Genomic DNA, 16,549 nt, shown 5'->3' with positions numbered 1-16,549 from the left:
ACGACCTAGCGGCGCGGTGGGAGGAGTTGTTCGAAGCGGTCCAGGAATTGGGGCATGACAAGGGTTCCACCGCCTGCGGCGAGGTTGCGCTCCACCATCTGCACAACCACGACGTCCTGCCCGGCGATGGTGACAGCGGCGGCTTCGGGGCTCTTCGCGAAGTCCAGGTAGTTCTGCAACGTCAGGTTGGCGAAGGTGGCCGCGAGGTACGGCGCCGCGGCCTGGCTGAAGGAGTCCGTCAGCACCGCGACCCTCGGCGCGACAACACCGGGGCCCTGCGCGGTCCGCAACGTCAGCGGTTCGGGGAACTTGGTGCCGATGGGCCGGGTCCGGTCAACCTTGCCGTCGGGGCGCAGCCGGTACTTCGCCCCGGACATCTCGCCCTTGCGCCCCATCAGCGCCGCGAGGTCGCCGCCGGTGGACTTCCACGTGCGCTCGACCTCGGTGACCCAGGTGCGGCTGACGCCCGGCTGCACGACGTCGGCGAGGCGCCGCGTCATCACCAGGGCGCCCTCGTCGGTCCAGTGCGTGTCCTGCCGGTGGTAGACCTCGTGCTTCACCTCGGCGGCGGCTGCGGCCAGCTGCGGGCGGAGGTCGACCGCCCCTGTCGCGGGGACGAACCGGTTCCAGAAGTCGGCGTTCGGCTGCCGTGAGCAGTCCCGGCCCGGATAGCTGTCCGGCAGCTTCTCCGGCACCACCGTGCTCTTGTCAGGCGCGACGACGAGAACGAACTTCCGCCCGGAGCGCTCCACGATCGCCCGCAGCCGGTTCGCCTGCTCGATCGTGCGCTCCAGCGGCTGGGCGGGCTGGCACTTGCTCTGCGCGTCACCGCCGAAGAACAGCCAACCGTCCTTGCCCTGCACCACTTTCACGAATCCGGAGCTGTCCGGCGGCAGCACCTGCTCGGGGCCGGTGGGCTCAGTCGGCGCGGGTGGCGCGATCGGGTTGGCGGGCACCGGGCTGCCGCCGTTGCTCCCGCCGTCCAACGGCACCGGCTCACCGAAGAACGTCTCGCTGATCCAGTCCGTGGCGTGCACCGCGTCCTGCCGGAACACCAGGTGGTCGGTCGCCCACTGCGGCAACTTCGTGAAGAACGCGAATCCGTCGGCGAGCGAGGGGAACGCGACGATCTCCCGGTTCTCGAAGGCCACCGGCCGCGCGCCGAGCGTCCACGCGGCCAGCGGGGTGGCGAAGAAGGCGATGGCCGAGATCAGCGCGACGAACTGCCGCCTGCCGTGCCGGGGCCGGTGCAGCGAGTGCTCCCTCGGCAGCCACGCCTCGTGCACCTGGGGCAGCTTGAAGCCCTCGTCCCGCACCGTCACGCGCTTCACCGTACTTGCCTGGTCAGAACTGGTAGTAAAGGAACGGCGAGAAGGTGCCGGTGGCCACGAGGATGGCGGAGTACGCGAGCCCGGCGGTCATCACGCCGATCCGCAGCGACGAGGCGAGCCGCCCGCGAACGGACTCCAGGTACGGCCCGGTCACGGGCCCTGCGGGCAGGAAGAACACCGACAGCGCCACGAGCAGGATCAGGGCCCGCTGGTTGGTCATCGCTGACTCGACGAGGTCGGTGATGCCGCCGAGGTCGGGCACCAGCATGTGGCCGATCATCGCGAACGCCGAGCCGAGGTCGGCGGACTTGAAGAACACCCAGCCGAACACCACGAGCAGCAGCGTCAGCGCGCGCCGCGCCACCCGGGGCCAGCCTGGGCGGGGCGGGGCGTCCCACCGGCGCGAGCGCTCGATCACCAGCAGCAGCCCGTGGAACATGCCCCACACCAGGAACGTCCAGTTGGGGCCGTGCCAGAAACCGGTCAGCACGAACACGATCGTCAGGTTGCGGTAGGTCTTGGCGACGCCGTGCCGGTTGCCGCCGAGCGGGATGTAGACGTAGTCCCGGAACCACCGCGACAGCGACATGTGCCAACGCCGCCAGAACTCCGTGACGGTCACCGAGGAGTACGGCCGCGCGAAGTTCTCCGGCAGCCGGAAGCCGAGCATCCGCCCGAGCCCGATGGCCATGTCCGAGTAGCCGGAGAAGTCGAAGTACAGCTGGAGCGTGTAACCGATCGCGCCGAGCCACGCGATGGCGAAGGTCATCTGATCCGGCGGAGTCCTGAAGCAGGCTTCGACCAGCGGCGCCAAGGAGTCCGCGACGACGACCTTCTTGGTCAGCCCCAGCGCGAAGCGCGGGAAGCCCGACGCGATGTCGTCGATCCGGTGCGTGCGGACCTGGGGCAGCTGGTCGGCGATCTCCCGGTAGCGCACGATCGGGCCCGCGACGAGCTGCGGGAACATCGCGATGTAGGTGACGAAGGAAACCGGGTCGCGCAGCGCGGGCCGCTCACCCCGGTAGATGTCCACCACGTAGGAGATGTGGTGGAAGGTGTAGAAGGAGATCCCGATCGGCAGCACCAGCTGCACCACCGGCAGGTCCAGCCCGACCAGCCCGGCGAGCGCGGCGGCCTGCTGCGTCGCGAAGCCCGCGTACTTCCACACGACCAGCACGGCAACGTCGAAGCTGATCACGCCGATCAGCAGTCCTCGCCGCCGTCGCGGGTTCAGGTCCCACTCGTCGGGTTCGAGCGACGGCCCGACGAAGTAGTTCACGACGATGCACGCGAGCAGCAGCAGCGTGGTCCCGCCCGCTCCGCTGGCGTAGAACACCAGGCTCGCCACCGCGACGACGCCGTTGCGCCACCGCCCGGGCAGCAGCAGGATCGCGCCGAGCACGATCGGCATGAAGTACCACAGGAACAACGGGCTCGCGAAAGACACTCAGCCCACCCCCGAGGTTCCACTCCACCGTTCGTCGCAGTGAACGTAGCCAACGCCCCCGCGACCCCGCTCAACCGCCCCAAGCCCTGAACGACCCGTTTAGGTACTTGGAAGCCCTGAACGACCCGTTTAGTGCTTCCAACGCACCAAACGGGTCGTTCAGGTCCTTGAGCGCACTGAACGGGTCGTTCAGGGCGCTCAACGCACCACAAGCGGCGTTGATCAGGCGCGACCGGCGGCGCGGCGGCGTCGGGCGATCTCCGCCAGGACGACGCCGGCGGCGACGGAGGCGTTCAGCGACTCCACCCCGGCGGCCATCGGGATGCCGACGGTCTGGTCGCAGTACTCCTTGGCCAGGCGCGACATGCCACGGCCCTCGGAGCCCACGACGAGCACCATGGGCGAGGTCGCCACCTCCAGCTCGTCCACGCTCACGGTGGCGTCCGCGTCGAGGCCGACGATCATCAGCCCCTGCTTGGCCCAGTCCTTGAGCGTGCGGTTGAGGTTGACCGCCACCGCGACGGGCAGCTTCGCCGCCGTGCCCGCACTGGTCCGCCACGCCACCGCCGTCATACCCGCGCTCCGGCGCTGCGGCACGACGACGCCGTGCGCGCCGAAGGCCGCTGCGGAACGGATGACCGCGCCGAGGTTGCGCGGGTCGGTCACCCCGTCCAGCGCGACGATCAGCGGCGGGTCCCCGGAGTCCACCGCGAGCGACAGCAGGTCGTCGGGGTGGGTGTAGGAGAACGGCGGCACCTGGAGCGCGAGGCCCTGGTGCATGGCGTTGTTGGTCAGCCGGTCGATCTCGCTCTTGGAGACCTCCAGCACCGAGATGCCGCGGTCACCGGCCATGCGCACGGCCTCGGCGACGCGCTCGTCGGTCTCGATGCCCAGCGCCACGTACAGCGCCGTCGACGGCACACCGGCGCGCAGGCACTCCACGACCGGGTTGCGGCCCGCGACATGCTCGGGCCCCGATTCCTTCTTCTTGCGAGCGGCCTGGGCCTTGGCCGCGGTCGCCGCGCGCTTGGACGCGGGGTGGTTGGGCCGATTCGCCGCGGACGGCGTCGGGCCCTTGCCTTCGAGTCCCTTGCGCCGCTGGCCGCCGGAACCGACGACCGCACCCTTCTTGCTACCGGGGTTGCGCATGGCGCCCTTGCGCCGGGAATTGCCTGCCATCAGCAGTCCTTCAATGTCCACTTCGGACCGTCGGGGGTGTCCTCGACGGCGACGCCGACGGCGATCAGGCGGTCCCGAATCGCGTCCGCAGCTGCGAAATCCTTGTTCTTGCGGGCGTCCTTGCGCTGGTCGAGCAGCTCCTCGACCAGCGCGCCGAGCACCTTCTGCGCCCCTGTGTCCACAGTGGACTTACCGCTCCACGAGCAGTCCAGCGGATCGAGCCCGAGCACGCCCATCATCGCGCGCACCGAGCCCGCGGCGGCCAGCACACCGTCCCGGTCGCCCGAGTCCAGCGCCGCGTTGCCCTCGCGGACAACGGTGTGCACCGCGCCAACGGCGGACGGAGTACCGAGGTCGTCGTTCATCGCGTTGACGAAGTCCTCGGTCAGCGCACCCGGCTCCGGAGCCCCGACGCGCTCGACGACGCGGCGCAGGAACGACTCGATCCTGCGGTAGCCGAGCACGGAGTCGTGCAGGGCTTCCTCGGAGTACTCGATGTTCGAGCGGTAGTGCGGCGTCACCAGGTAGTAGCGCAGCTCGACCGCGCGCACGCGCTCCAGCATCGCCGGGATGGACACCGTGTTGCCGAGCGACTTGGACATCTTCTCGCCGCTCAGCGTGACCCAGGCGTTGTGCATCCAGTACCTGGCGAAGCCGTCACCGGCCGCCCTGGACTGCGCCTGCTCGTTCTCGTGGTGCGGGAAGACCAGGTCCAGCCCGCCGCCGTGGATGTCGAACTCGGCCCCGAGGTAGGCGCCCGCCATCGCCGAGCACTCCAGGTGCCAGCCGGGGCGACCAGGTCCCCACGGTGTCGGCCACGAGGGCTCGCCGGGCTTGGCGCTCTTCCACAGCGTGAAGTCGCGGGAGTCCCGCTTGCCCTCCGTGCCCGTCTCGCCCTGCTGCACCTCGTCGGGCCGCTGGCCGGACAGGGCGCCGTACTCGGGGAAGGAAGCGACGGAGAAGTAGACGTCACCGTTGGCCGCGTAGGCGTGACCGGCGTCGATCAACCGCTGCATCAGCTCGACCATCTGCGTGACGTGGCCGGTCGCCCGAGGCTCGACGGATGCGGGCAGGCAGCCGAGCGCGTCGTAGGCGGAGATGAACTCGCGCTCGTGCGTCGCGGCCCACTCCCACCACGGGCGGCCCGCTTCGGCCGCCTTGGAGAGGATCTTGTCGTCGATGTCGGTGACGTTGCGCACGAGCGTGACGTCGTTGCCCAGGTGCGTCAGCCACCGCCGGAGCACGTCGAAGTTGAGACCGCTGCGCACGTGCCCGATGTGCGGAACACCCTGGACGGTGGCCCCACACAGGTAGATCGACACGGCTCCGCTTCGCAGCGGGGAGAACTCCCGCATGCTCCTGGTTCCGGTGTCATATATGCGCAGGCTCACCCGTCGATGGTACGGCGCCGCCCGTTCGGGTCTTTACCGCATCACTCCACGCGCTTTCAAGGCAGCCGCGAGCGCGTCCGGGCGCTGGTCGGTCGGCAGCGGCTCGACGATCTCCACCGCGCTGCCGAGCACGGCCGCTCCCCCGTCCGCCTCCTCGCTGTCGCCGACCATGAGCACGTGCTCCGGCGGCATCCCGAGCCGCGCGCAGGCGATGCGGAACAGCTCGGGGTCTGGCTTGAGCAGACCTTCCTTATAGGACATCACCACGTCGTCGACGAGGTCGAGCAGGCCGTAGTGCTGGAAGACGGTCCGGATGTCCCAGCCGATGTTGCTCAGCACGACGACGGGCACGCCGGCCGCGCGCAGCCCGCGCAGCACCTCGGCGGTGTCCGGGAACGGCTTCCAGGACTCTGGTTGCAGCAGGCGGTCGTAGACGGTGTTCGCCTCGGCGTGGTCGCTGACACCGGCGCGCACAAGCATTTCCACGTGCACGCGCCGGTGCGTCAGCTCGTCGAGGTCCCGTCGCTCGAAGTCCTCGGGCACGTCGGACTCCGCGGTCACCGGAGCCGTCATCTTCCGCATCAGCTCCGACGCCGTGGCGTCGTCCATGATCCCGTCGAGCCAGCCGCTGGCGACCTCCAGCCGGAACAGCGTGCCGGAGAAGTCGAACAACACCCCGCGAATCGTCACGCCGCCACGCTAGTCGCGCTCGACCATCCGCAAGCTGGTGTTCTTGGTCTCCGGCAGGATGATCGCGCACAGCGCGCTGAGCGCCGCCACGGCCGCCAGGTACCAGCCGACGGAGGAGATGCCGTAGCGCGCGGCCAGCTCCGTGCCGATCAGCGGCGCGAAGCCACCGCCGACGACGCCGCCGATCGTGTAGGCGAAGGACGCGGCCGTGTAGCGGTAGCGGACCTCGAACAGCTCCGGCAGGAAGGACCCGATCGGGCCGTAGCAGAGGCCCATCGCGCCGAGCATCAGCGCGAGCGCCGTCGCGACGAGGTTCGGCGAGCCCGTGGAGGCCAGCAGCGGCAGGACGAGCCCCACGACAGCGGCGAACACGCAGCCGAAGATCAGCACGGCTCGGCGGCCGAACCTGTCGGAGGCCCAACCGGAGATCGCGGTGCCGACGATCATCGCCCAGATCGTCACGATCTGGAGCGTCAGCATGGTGTCGCGCGGGATCTCCAGGGTGACCGTGCCGTAGGAGAGCATGAACGTGGTCGCCAGGTAGAAGAGCACGTAGCTGATCACCATCGTGCCCGCGCCGAGCAGCAGCCGCCACGACGAGGACTGGAACATGTCGATCACCGGCATGGAGCTGCGCTCGCGTTTGCGCAGCACCTCGGCGAAGGCGGGCGTCTCGACCAGCCTGATCCGCACCAGCAGGCCGATGATCACCAGCACCGCCGACGCCAGGAACGGCACCCGCCAGCCCCAGCTGGTGAACGCCTCGTTGTCCATGGTCGCCGACAGCGCGAGGAAGGACGCCGCGGCGCCGAAGTAGCCGACGCCGGGTCCGAACTGCGGGAAGACGCCGTACCAGCCGCGCTTGGCGTCCGGGGCGTTCTCCGCGGCGAGCAGCACGGCGCCACCCCACTCCCCGCCGAGCCCGATGCCCTGCACGAAGCGCAGCACCACCAGCAGGATCGGCGCGGCGACGCCGATGGTCTCGTAGCCGGGCAGCAGTCCGATCCCCACGGTGGCCAAGCCCATCGTCAGCAGCGAGGCCACCAGCATGGACTTGCGGCCGACGCGGTCGCCGAAGTGCCCGAACAGCAGCGAGCCGACGGGGCGGGCGATGAAGGCCACGGCGAAGGTGGAGAACGCCGCGAGTTGTCCGGCCAGCGGTGACAGGTTGGGGAAGAAGGCCCCGTTGAGCACGAGGGCCGCGGCTGTTCCGTAGATGTAGAAGTCGTAGAACTCGATGGATGTGCCGATGAAGCTGGCCATCGCGATCGTGCCGATGCGCGGCTGCGTCCGCGCCGCACCGCCAGCCGTCCTTGTGTCCGCCACCGCGTTCTCCTCGTCCCAGGGCCACGCAAGGTGCCCGAAAGTACACCGCGCGTAGCGGGCCGAGAACAGAAGTGCCAGGTTGCGGCATGTTGGGAGAAATTTAAGGTCACAAATTTTTATTCAGGGCTTTAGTCCCGAGCAAGCGGAGAGGACCTTCTACATCAACCACTGCGAGACCCACGACACACCGCACGCGGATCGTGAGGAGGTCAGCGATGTCCCTTCTGGTGTCACTGGCCCCCGGCCTCGTGTTGCTTTCGGTGTTCGCGTGGGAAGCGGTCCGCTCGTCCGAAAAACTGCACTTTGCACGCGCCCGCAGGCAGGCTCGCCGGGCGACCCGTGAGATCCGTGCCCGCCGGAAGACCTCGGCGTTGGAGCACTGTGACCGCGTGGTCACGCGAGGCTGTGAGCTGGCGATTCGGCCGATGACCGTGTTGGCGCGCACCGCGCCCTCCGAATTTGGCTGACGCCGGGTGGTGGCTTGGGACCCGCCCGGCGTCAGCCCCTTCACTTTTTCACACAATTCCCGTTAGGCATTGTGGAGTAATGCGGTTTACAACCGCACGTCCATCGGGAATGTATTTTGCAGGCCGCACTTGTCTTCGCCGAGACACATCCGAGACATATTCACGCGGCGCGGGCCACCGATTTCGACTTTTACGCCGTCGTGGCGGGCACCAGCATCGCGGTGGCGACGGCGGCAACGCCCTCGCCCCTTCCGGTCAGCCCGAGACCGTCCGTGGTGGTCCCGGAGACCGCGACCTCGCCCCCGGCCGCAGCCGAAAGCACCCGCTGTGCCTCGTCCCTGCGCTTGCCGACGCGCGGCGCGTTGCCGATCACCTGCACGACGGCGTTGCCCAGCCGCCAGCCCCGCTCTTCGATCCGCCTGCGCACCTCGGCGAGCATGTCCGTGCCGTGCGCACCGGACCAGCGGGGGTCACCGGTGCCGAACACCGCGCCGAGATCACCCAGGCCCACAGCGGAGAGCATGGCGTCGCACAGTGCGTGCGCGGCGACGTCACCGTCGGAGTGCCCGGCGCAGCCGTCCGCCTCGGGCCACAGCAGCCCGGCCATCCAGCACTCCCTGCCCGGCTCCACCGGGTGCACATCGGTGCCGGTGCCGACACGGGGCCAGGTCTGCTGGGTCATGCACGTCCTCGTTGGGTGAGCAGGGCCGTGGCGACCGCGAGGTCGAACGGGGTGGTGATCTTCATAGCATCGGTGTGCCCCGCGACGGTCAGCACGGGTTCGCCCAGGCGCTCGACCAGCCCGGCGTCGTCGGTCGCTCCGAGCGCGGCCTTCGCGGCGGCCTCGTGCGCGCGGACGAGGACTCCGCGCTCGAAGCCCTGCGGGGTCTGCACGGCGCGCAGTGATGCCCGGTCCACGGTGGCGAGCACGCGCCCCTCGGCGTCGACCTGCTTCACCGTGTCGGCGAGCGGGAGCACGGGGATGACGGCGGGTGCGCCCGCCCGGACCGCCTCGACGACCGAGCGGATCATGGCCGGCGGGGTGAAGGCGCGGGCCGCGTCGTGCACGAGGACGACCTCGGTGTCCGGGACCTCGGCGACGGCGGCCTGGAGGGCGAGCCACACGGACTCGGTGCGCTCGGCACCCCCGGAAACGACAGTGACCGCCGCGCTGAGCGAACTCAGTGCGGCGGTCACGACATCGATCTGGCTGGGTGGCGCGGCGACGACCACGTGGTGCACGCATCCCGACACCCACAACCCACGCACCGCGTGCACCAGAAGCGACTCGCCGTCGAGCTCGACGAGTGCCTTCGGCACCGCGGCACCTAGCCGTTCACCGCGCCCCGCTGCGGGCACGAGCGCGACAACGCTCACGGCGGACGGCTGTTCAGGCGTGGGTCAGGAGGCGGTGGCGAGGACTTCGTCGAGGAGAACCTCGGCCTTGTCCTCGTCGGTGCCTTCGGCCAACGCCAACTCGCTCACCAGTATCTGCCGAGCCTTGGCAAGCATGCGCTTCTCACCAGCGGACAGGCCGCGGTCCTTCTCCCGCCGCCAGAGATCGCGCACCACTTCGGCAACCTTGTTCACATCGCCGGAGGCGAGCTTCTCGAGGTTTGCCTTGTACCGCCGAGACCAGTTGGTCGGCTCCTCGGTGTGGGGAGCACGCAGCACCTCGAAGACCCGGTTCAGGCCCTCCTGACCGACGACGTCCCGAACACCGACGATCTCGGCGTTGTCCGCGGGAACGCGCACGGTCAGATCGCCCTGAGCGACCTTCAGCACGAGGTACTTCTTTTCCTCGCCCTTGATCGTTCGGGTCTCGATCGCTTCGATGAGAGCGGCACCGTGGTGCGGGTAGACGACGGTCTCTCCGACCTTAAAAACCATGTGTCCTCTGCCCCTTTCGCTGACACCATCCTAACACGTCCACCGTTGCCGCATCGGCCGCCGTGCGCTGGGTAACCGCAGGTCAGCCCTCGTGGGAGGGGTTGACAAACTCGCGCGGGGCGTGCCATGGGCAACCGTTTGGGGGAAATCCACCCGGAGCGCTCGCGCGGTGTGTCGCGCTGATTGCCGCGCGTGGCAACGAAACCGTGCGAGTGGTCACAACCGGGTTGGCCGCGAGCCCCGCGCACCATCGGGCTACGCTTCGCGCTGCCAGATCGCCAGCTGGTCGCAGCGTCGACCGCAGGCAGTCGATCATCGACATGGAGGATCGAGCACCGTGAGCCGCGCAGAGCAGGCCGTCAGCATGGTCGCCCCGGCCGGGAGCCCGAGGACCTCGCGCCTCCGGATGGTCCCGGCCGCCGTCGGACTCGGGGTCGCGCTGGTCGTCAGCGGGTGCAGCGCAGGGCTGCACACCCAGACCGACCAGCAGGTGGCCGCGGTCAACGGCGCCTTCGGCCAGAGCAAGGACGGCGCGATCGCGCTGCGCGAGGCCGAGTTCGCCTTCCCCGACGAGAAGTTCTACTCGGCGGGCACCGACGCCCCGCTGAAGGTGACGATCGTCAACCAGGGCACCAAGGCCGACAAGCTGGTCAAGGTCGCCGCCGCGGGCGCCGGTGACGTGAAGGTCAGCGGCAGCACCGACCTCCCGGCGGGCTTCGCGCTCACCGGCAAGGTGCTGGAGCGCGCGACCGCGCCGAAGACCTCCTCGCCGAGCAGCACCACCGGTGCCGCGGCCACGACGGGGTCCTCCGCGGGGGCCACGACCACCACCGGTGCGCCGACCACGACCACGGGGAACGGCTCGGCCCGCCCGACCACCTCCGCCAGCGGCGCGGCCACCAAGGTCGACGTCGTCGAGCTGGTCGTCACCGCGCTGGGCAAGGAGCTCCGCCCCGGCCAGACCGTCGCGGTCACCTTCACCTTCCAGAACGCCGGTCAGGTCACCCTCCAGGTGCCGATCGCCAACGACAGCGAGCCCCGTCCCCCGGCGACGGGTGGCGGCGGCCACGGCGGCGGCTCGGAGCACGGCGGCGGCGAGCACAACCAGACCAAGCCCGCTGGCGACGGTCACTGACCGATCCGCGCGGCTCGTCCCGGAGGCGGCGTTCACCCCACGTGGTGAGCGCCGCCTCTGTCTTTCCCTGCCGGGCGCGGGGCTGTCGGTGGGTGGCCCTAGCGTTGCTCCTCGTGGCGAGAACCCGAGCGATCTACCGCTGCGCCGACTGCGGTCACGAGGTGGCCAAGTGGGTCGGGCGCTGTCCGGAGTGCCAGGCGTGGGGAACCATCGCCGAGGCCGCAGCGGCGAGGCCCGCGCTGGCCAAGGTGGCGGCGGGCGCTCCGGCGGCCCCCGCGATGCCCATCGCCAAGGTCGACGTGGAGTCCGCCCGCGCCCGCCCTTCGGGTCTCGGCGAGCTGGACCGCGTGCTCGGCGGAGGCGTCGTCCCGGGCGCGGTGATCCTGCTCGCCGGAGAACCCGGCGTCGGCAAGTCCACCCTGCTGCTGGAGGTCACGCACCGCTGGGCGGCGGGCTCGGGCAGCCCGGCGCTGTACGTGACCGGTGAGGAGTCCGCGGGTCAGGTGCGCCTGCGCGCGGAGCGCACCGGCGCGCTGCACGACGAGCTGTACCTGGCCGCCGAGAGCGACCTCGGTGGGGTGCTCGGGCACGTGGACGCGGTGAAGCCCGGTCTGCTGATCGTCGACTCGGTGCAGACCATGGCCACGGCGACCGCCGAGGGCTCCGCCGGAGGTGTCACCCAGGTCCGCGCGGTGGCGACGGCGCTGGTCGCGCTCGCCAAGGAACGCGGTCTTCCCGTCGTCCTGGTCGGCCACGTCACCAAGGACGGCTCGGTCGCCGGTCCGCGCGTGCTGGAGCACCTGGTCGACGTCGTGCTCCAGTTCGAGGGCGACCGGCACTCGACGCTGCGGCTGCTGCGCGGCGTGAAGAACCGCTTCGGTCCCTCCGACGAGGTGGGCTGCTTCGAACTGGTCGAGGAGGGCATCGTCGGCGTGCCCGACCCCTCCGGCCTGTTCCTGAACAAGCGGGAGACCGCGGTCGCGGGCACCGCCGTGACCGTCGTCGTCGAGGGCAAGCGGCCGCTGCTGGCCGAGGTGCAGGCGCTGGTCGCGCAGTCCTCCATGCCCCAGCCGAGGCGTGCGGTCAGCGGGCTGGACTCGGCCCGGGTGGCGATGGTGCTCGCGGTGCTGGAGCGGCGGGGCAGGGTGCGGATCGGCGCATCCGACGTCTACGCCGCGACCGTCGGCGGGATGAAGGTCGTCGAGCCCGCCGCGGACCTCGCGCTCGCGCTGGCCATCGCCTCCGCCGCGCGGGACATCGCGCTGCCGCCCGACATGGTCGCCGTCGGCGAGGTCGGGCTCGCCGGGGAGGTGCGTCGCGTCGCGGGCGCGGGCAGGCGGCTCACCGAGGCGCTGCGGCTCGGCTTCACCAGGGCGCTCGTGCCCCCGGACTCCGGCCCGATGCCGAAGGGCATGCGGGTGAGCGTGGTCGAGGACCTCCAGGCCGCCCTGCGCATCCTCCGCAAGGAAGGCAAAGCTCTCCGCGAGGAATCCGCCCAGGAAGACCGCGAAGAGCGGGGCTAGCGCTCGGCTGCGTCGCGGAACGCGGGGATGCCGTTGGCGTTGTCGTCGCGGACGGCGGTGGGGTCGGCGGCCAGTTCCTCGATGTCGGGCTTGCCGTCGTGGTCCTGGTCGCCGGTGGTGGTGAGGACGAAGAGAGTCCCTGGGAAGTCCGGCAGCACGTCGTGCACGAGGCTCTCCGCGACTGCCTCGCCCCCGGAGTCGGCCGGGCAACGTCCGCCGGGCGCTTGGGTTCCGCCTTGGAGCACGCCAACAGCGAGGGTGCCGGAGAGCACGGGAGCGCCGCTGTCCCCGATGCCGGAGCACGCGGTGTGCGCGAAAGCCTCGATGCGGCGCCCGGTCGCGGCGGAGACGGCGTGCACGCGCTGCTTGCGAACGCGCCCGCACGTCCACCCGGTGGTGCGGCCGGACTTGCACACCGGCATGCCCTCGACCGGAGCCGCGACGCCCTCCACGGGGACACGCCCGCCGCGCTGGTCGATCACTTCGGCGGCGGGGCGCAGCCACGGGTTGGTGAGGCGCACGGTGGCGTAGTCGTCGCCCGCGCCGCCGGAGCGGAGGTCGTCGAAGCGGACGGTGTCGAAGCGGCCGACGACGCCGCCGCGCTCCAGCTCCGCGTTCTCCGCGCTGGTCAACGCCGAGCAGTGCCCAGCGGTCAGCGGCGTGGAGCGGCCCATCTCGTCCACGGCGAGGAAACCGAGCGTGCACAGCCCGACCTGGCCGCGAGCGGCGGTGGTGAGGCGCACGCCCATGCCCGCCGCGACACCGCGCGAGGGCAGCAGTGCGCGCAGCGGTCGCTCCAGCGGCGACTCCGCGCGCCCGGACGCCCGCCACGCCTGCTCCAGGTAGGTCGGGGCGTCGATGCCCAGGTCCCGGCGCACAGCGTCGATGAGATCAGCGGGAAGATCCTTGGCCTGCAAGGAGAACAGAGTGTCCACAGTGGACGGCGCGGCCACCGCGACACCCGGCGGGCACAGGGCGGCGACGCACAGCAGCGCCGCCAGGCGTCGACCGAACATGCGCGCTCCGAACCCACTCGACCACAGGGGGTGACCACGATAGCCGGAGGGTTCAGCGCGTCGGCTTCTCGCCCACCGCGCCGACGACGCCGTACTCGTAACTGCTGTCCTCGGAAGTCTGAGGGCGGCCCCAGAAGGTCCTGCTAGTACTGAGAAGTTGGCCGTCCGCACTGTTGATGACCAGCGTCTCGGACACGGAGTTGTCGAAGTACGTCGTCAATGAGACGTCGACCCCACCGTTGTGCACTTCGATGCGGGGAACGCAGGAGAGCGCCTGGAACAGCGGACCGCGCAGATCCGCTGGCACCTTGTTCGCCACGAGGAGCGACTTGGCGTAGGAGAAGAAGAGCTGGTTCGCCGACCGCGAGGACGCGAAGGGAGCGGCGATCGCCGCGTAGAGCCGCCGCGGATCACGTGGGAGTTGGGCAACTACTCGCTCGGGCACGACCGACGGCGCCGACGTGAGCGAAGACGGATCGCGCGGTTCGACCGCACCCCCGTCACGTCGGCTGGACCACGGGTCGTCGCGGTTGGCGGGAATCCACCACTCGGTGAGCGTCTCGTGATCCACGTACCCGGAGGGATGCATCGGGGTCCGCTCTCGGACCACCGTCCGCTCGGCGACGTAGCGGTACTGACCCGGTCGTTGCGATTGGTCCGTCACCTTCGCGAGCAGTTCTCCCGCGCGGTTCAGCGGTTGCGACGGCATCTCCGGCGGCAGTGGCTCTCCGTACGACGAGGTGGCCGGAGCGACCACGTCGGGCCCCGCGTTCAAGCAGACCGCTCCACCACCAATGCCGACCACGACGACAACTGCCGCGGCCGCGGCGACGAGCGGCGACCGGCGGGACCGCGTGCGCTCCGCGAGGCGGTGCACCCGGGGCTGGTCCTGGCTCTTCGTGGCGGTGAGCAGCCGTTCGCGGCCGGACTGGAACGCCTGCTCGCTCATCTCCTCGACCTCGGCGCGGATCGGCCGCAGCGCCCCGAGGAGGCGGTCGTGCTCGGTCATGGCTTTCCCCTCTTGAGCAGGCGGCGCCGCGCCCGGTGCAGGCGCGTCCGCACGGTGGTCACGTGCAGGTCGAGGACCTTGGCGATCTCGGCAGGGCTCAGCTCGGCCCACGCGGTCAGCAGCAGCACGTCGCGCTCTTCCTGCCGGAGCTCGGCGAGCGCTTCGGCGTAGCGGCCGACGTCGTTCTCGGCGTCGACGGCCGCTGCCGCGCGGATGTCGGGCGGCTCGACGTCGAGCCCCCTGCCCAGCTCGCGCGCCCACGCCCGCAGCTTGCGGACCTCCGTGCGCTCGTGCATCCGGGCGAGGTTGGTGGCGATGCCGAAGAGCCAGGCCCGCGCGCTGGCCCGGCGCGGGTCGTAGTCGCCGCGCCGCTCCCACATGACGAGGAACGCCTCGGCGACGAGGTCGTCGGCCAGGTCCCGCCCGACCCTGCGGGCCAGGTAGCGGTGGAGCGCGCGGGAATGCGCGTCGTAGAGGGCCATGATCACGGCATCGCCGTCCGGCGCCGTCAGATCGGGGTGCTGGTCCAGCACGCTCTCAGTCTGCACACGAGGTCTTTGCCGTTGCGGCGCGGAGCGTTCCCGGAGGTGGCCCGCGCACCCCCGAGCGGCGCGCGGGCCCCCGAAACGTTCCGGTCTTGTGCCCCGAGCTACGCGACCGGTACCCGGCCAATCCTGTCAGCACGGGCGGTCGCCGCTCACAGCGGGTCAGCGCCCGCACACCTCGGGTGGTGTTGATCTCCGCATGTCGTGAAACCGGTTTCCGCAGGTGAAGGGCCGTAGAATCGGCCGGAAACCGGAGGGAGCGGCTGTGGGCGAACGGGGGCGGTCCGGGCTGGTCCGCGCGACGCTCGCGCGCCTGGCACCCGGGACACCGCTGCGGGACGGGCTGGAGCGTGTGCTGCGCGGGCGCACCGGCGGGCTGATCGTGCTCGGCCACGACGACGCGGTGGAGTCGCTGTGCGACGGCGGGTTCGAGCTGGACGTGGAGTTCAGCTCCACCCGGCTGCGCGAACTGTCCAAAATGGACGGAGCACTGGTGCTCTCCACCGACGCGAAGCGGATCGTGCGCGCCAACGTGCAGCTCGTGCCCGATCCGACCATCCCGACGGAGGAGTCCGGCACCCGGCACCGCACCGCCGAGCGCACGGCGATCCAGACCGGCCACCCGGTGATCTCGGTCAGCCAGTCGATGAGCATCATCAGCGTCTACGCCGACGGCGGGCGGCACGTGCTCACCGACTCGGCGACGATCATGTCGCTGGCGAACCAGGCGCTGTCCACCCTGGAGCGCTACCGGGCGCGGCTGGACGAGGTCACCCAGGCCCTGTCCGCGCTGGAGACCGAGGACTTCGTGCTGCTGCGCGACGCGATGGCGGTGGTGCAGCGGCTGGAGATGGTGGAGCGCATCGCCAGCGAGATCGCCGGGCACGTGGTGGAACTCGGCGTCGACGGGCGGCTGATCGAGCTCCAGCTGGACGAACTGCTCGGCGGGGTCGAACTCGACCGCGAGCTGGTGCTGCGGGACTACGCCGTCGCGGAGCTGGCCGAGGTGTCCTCGGCGCTGAGCGAGTTGGACGGCACGGAGTTGCTGGACCTCTGCGCCATCGCGCGCGCCTTCGGCCACCCCGGCGAGGTGGACGCGCTGGAGAAGCAGCTCAATCCGCGCGGATACCGTTTGCTGGCAAGGATTCCACGGCTCCCCGTCCCGGTGCAGCACCGGCTGGTCGAGCACTTCGGCTCGTTGCAGTCGCTGCTGTCGGCGACCGTGAACGACCTCCAGGAGGTGGAGGGGGTCGGCGAGACGCGGGCCCGTGTGGTGCGCGAGGGCCTGTCCCGGCTCGCCGAGACCTCCATCATCGAGCGCTACGGCTAGTTCAGCCGCAGAGGTGTCGGTTGTCCTTGCAGGGCACCGAGTTTCGGCACCACCAGGTAGTCACCGGCCGACACGGCGGTCCGCTTGCCGGCGCAGCCCGGCGCCGACGTGCGGCCCGCCCACGCGACCTTGAACATCTGGCTCTCCCCCGGCTGCAACAGCCGCGAGTTCGGCGAGTTCGAGGCGTAGCAGTCGTTGCTGGACCACAGCCGGGTGCCGCCGTCCACGCTGGTCACGACAATCTCGCGCAGTCCGGCGTCGAGGTCGCGG

Annotated in this window: 16 protein-coding genes and 1 pseudogene; 4 read left to right on the top strand and 13 right to left on the bottom strand. The window is 70.5% G+C overall.

Translation table 11 applies throughout. The features are described from left to right. Positions 1 to 5: 5 nt before the first annotated feature. The 6 genes from CCN37_RS15535 to CCN37_RS15510 all read right to left on the bottom strand — a co-directional run bounded on the left by CCN37_RS15535 (position 6) and on the right by CCN37_RS15510 (position 7,364). Positions 6 to 1,322: a hypothetical protein gene (locus CCN37_RS15535; protein WP_143261619.1), complete on the bottom strand. Its 1,317-nt coding sequence runs from the start codon at positions 1,320 to 1,322 to the stop codon at positions 6 to 8. Positions 1,323 to 1,344: 22 nt separating this feature from the next. Then, positions 1,345 to 2,778, bottom strand: coding sequence for an MBOAT family protein (locus CCN37_RS15530; RefSeq protein ID WP_086821484.1), 1,434 nt, complete (start codon positions 2,776 to 2,778; stop codon positions 1,345 to 1,347). 222 nt (positions 2,779 to 3,000) lie between these two features. Then, entirely contained in the window at positions 3,001 to 3,957 is a 957-nt protein-coding gene (gene rlmB / locus CCN37_RS15525) for a 23S rRNA (guanosine(2251)-2'-O)-methyltransferase RlmB (RefSeq protein WP_086821483.1), read from the bottom strand. Then, entirely contained in the window at positions 3,957 to 5,348 is a 1,392-nt protein-coding gene (cysS, locus tag CCN37_RS15520) for a cysteine--tRNA ligase (RefSeq protein ID WP_086821482.1), read from the bottom strand. Before cysS ends, rlmB begins: the two co-directional genes overlap by 1 nt. A 33-nt stretch (positions 5,349 to 5,381) precedes the next feature. Further along, positions 5,382 to 6,038, bottom strand: coding sequence for an HAD family hydrolase (locus tag CCN37_RS15515; RefSeq protein WP_086821481.1), 657 nt, complete (start codon positions 6,036 to 6,038; stop codon positions 5,382 to 5,384). Between the two features lie 9 nt (positions 6,039 to 6,047). Next, entirely contained in the window at positions 6,048 to 7,364 is a 1,317-nt protein-coding gene (locus CCN37_RS15510) for an MFS transporter (protein WP_246843071.1), read from the bottom strand. Positions 7,365 to 7,579: 215 nt separating this feature from the next. Between CCN37_RS15510 and CCN37_RS15505 the strand changes: the two genes are divergently transcribed. Further along, on the top strand, positions 7,580 to 7,831 hold the full coding sequence (locus tag CCN37_RS15505; protein ID WP_086821480.1) for a hypothetical protein: 252 nt from the start codon (positions 7,580 to 7,582) through the stop codon (positions 7,829 to 7,831). Between the two features lie 190 nt (positions 7,832 to 8,021). On the opposite strand, the gene ispF is transcribed toward CCN37_RS15505, so the two are convergent. The 3 genes from ispF to CCN37_RS15490 are packed head-to-tail and all read right to left on the bottom strand — an operon-like array spanning position 8,022 to position 9,721. Further along, positions 8,022 to 8,513: a 2-C-methyl-D-erythritol 2,4-cyclodiphosphate synthase gene (ispF, locus tag CCN37_RS15500; RefSeq protein ID WP_086821479.1), complete on the bottom strand. Its 492-nt coding sequence runs from the start codon at positions 8,511 to 8,513 to the stop codon at positions 8,022 to 8,024. Further along, positions 8,510 to 9,208 carry a 2-C-methyl-D-erythritol 4-phosphate cytidylyltransferase gene (gene ispD, locus CCN37_RS15495; protein ID WP_086821478.1) on the bottom strand — a complete coding sequence of 233 codons (699 nt, stop codon included), beginning with the start codon at positions 9,206 to 9,208 and terminating at the stop codon, positions 8,510 to 8,512. Before ispD ends, ispF begins: the two co-directional genes overlap by 4 nt. A gap of 24 nt (positions 9,209 to 9,232) precedes the next feature. After that, the gene (locus CCN37_RS15490) at positions 9,233 to 9,721 is read right to left on the bottom strand and encodes a CarD family transcriptional regulator (RefSeq protein WP_030428277.1); all 489 of its coding nucleotides are present in this window, start codon (positions 9,719 to 9,721) and stop codon (positions 9,233 to 9,235) included. Between the two features lie 337 nt (positions 9,722 to 10,058). Here CCN37_RS15490 and CCN37_RS15485 point away from each other — a divergent pair, with 337 nt between their 5' ends. Both CCN37_RS15485 and radA read left to right on the top strand, forming a co-directional pair. Beyond that, the gene (locus tag CCN37_RS15485; protein WP_143261618.1) at positions 10,059 to 10,856 is read left to right on the top strand and encodes a hypothetical protein; all 798 of its coding nucleotides are present in this window, start codon (positions 10,059 to 10,061) and stop codon (positions 10,854 to 10,856) included. A gap of 113 nt (positions 10,857 to 10,969) precedes the next feature. Continuing rightward, positions 10,970 to 12,379, top strand: coding sequence for a DNA repair protein RadA (gene radA, locus CCN37_RS15480; RefSeq protein WP_086821476.1), 1,410 nt, complete (start codon positions 10,970 to 10,972; stop codon positions 12,377 to 12,379). Here the strand turns inward: radA and CCN37_RS15475 are convergent. From CCN37_RS15475 to CCN37_RS15465, 3 genes are read right to left on the bottom strand one after another with little or no spacing between them, the layout of a single operon-like run. Continuing rightward, positions 12,376 to 13,395, bottom strand: coding sequence for a S1 family peptidase (locus tag CCN37_RS15475; protein WP_086821475.1), 1,020 nt, complete (start codon positions 13,393 to 13,395; stop codon positions 12,376 to 12,378). The genes radA and CCN37_RS15475 overlap by 4 nt on opposite strands. Before the next feature lie 52 nt (positions 13,396 to 13,447). After that, positions 13,448 to 14,404 (bottom strand): hypothetical protein, encoded by a 957-nt coding sequence (locus CCN37_RS15470; protein ID WP_086821474.1) that lies wholly within the window; start codon positions 14,402 to 14,404, stop codon positions 13,448 to 13,450. Continuing rightward, positions 14,401 to 14,952, bottom strand: coding sequence for an RNA polymerase sigma factor (locus CCN37_RS15465; protein WP_246843070.1), 552 nt, complete (start codon positions 14,950 to 14,952; stop codon positions 14,401 to 14,403). Before CCN37_RS15465 ends, CCN37_RS15470 begins: the two co-directional genes overlap by 4 nt. A 262-nt stretch (positions 14,953 to 15,214) precedes the next feature. Between CCN37_RS15465 and disA the strand changes: the two genes are divergently transcribed. Further along, the gene (gene disA / locus CCN37_RS15460; protein WP_246843069.1) at positions 15,215 to 16,279 is read left to right on the top strand and encodes a DNA integrity scanning diadenylate cyclase DisA; all 1,065 of its coding nucleotides are present in this window, start codon (positions 15,215 to 15,217) and stop codon (positions 16,277 to 16,279) included. On the opposite strand, the pseudogene CCN37_RS39860 reads toward disA, so the two are convergent. Then, positions 16,276 to 16,549: pseudogene (locus CCN37_RS39860) on the bottom strand (hypothetical protein); the annotation flags it as partial. The gene disA and the pseudogene CCN37_RS39860 sit on opposite strands and share 4 nt — an antisense overlap.

It is taken from the genome of Allokutzneria sp. NRRL B-24872 (genome assembly GCF_002155965.1).
Lineage (GTDB): Bacteria > Actinomycetota > Actinomycetes > Mycobacteriales > Pseudonocardiaceae > Allokutzneria.
This window is presented reverse-complemented; position numbering and strand designations above follow the sequence as displayed.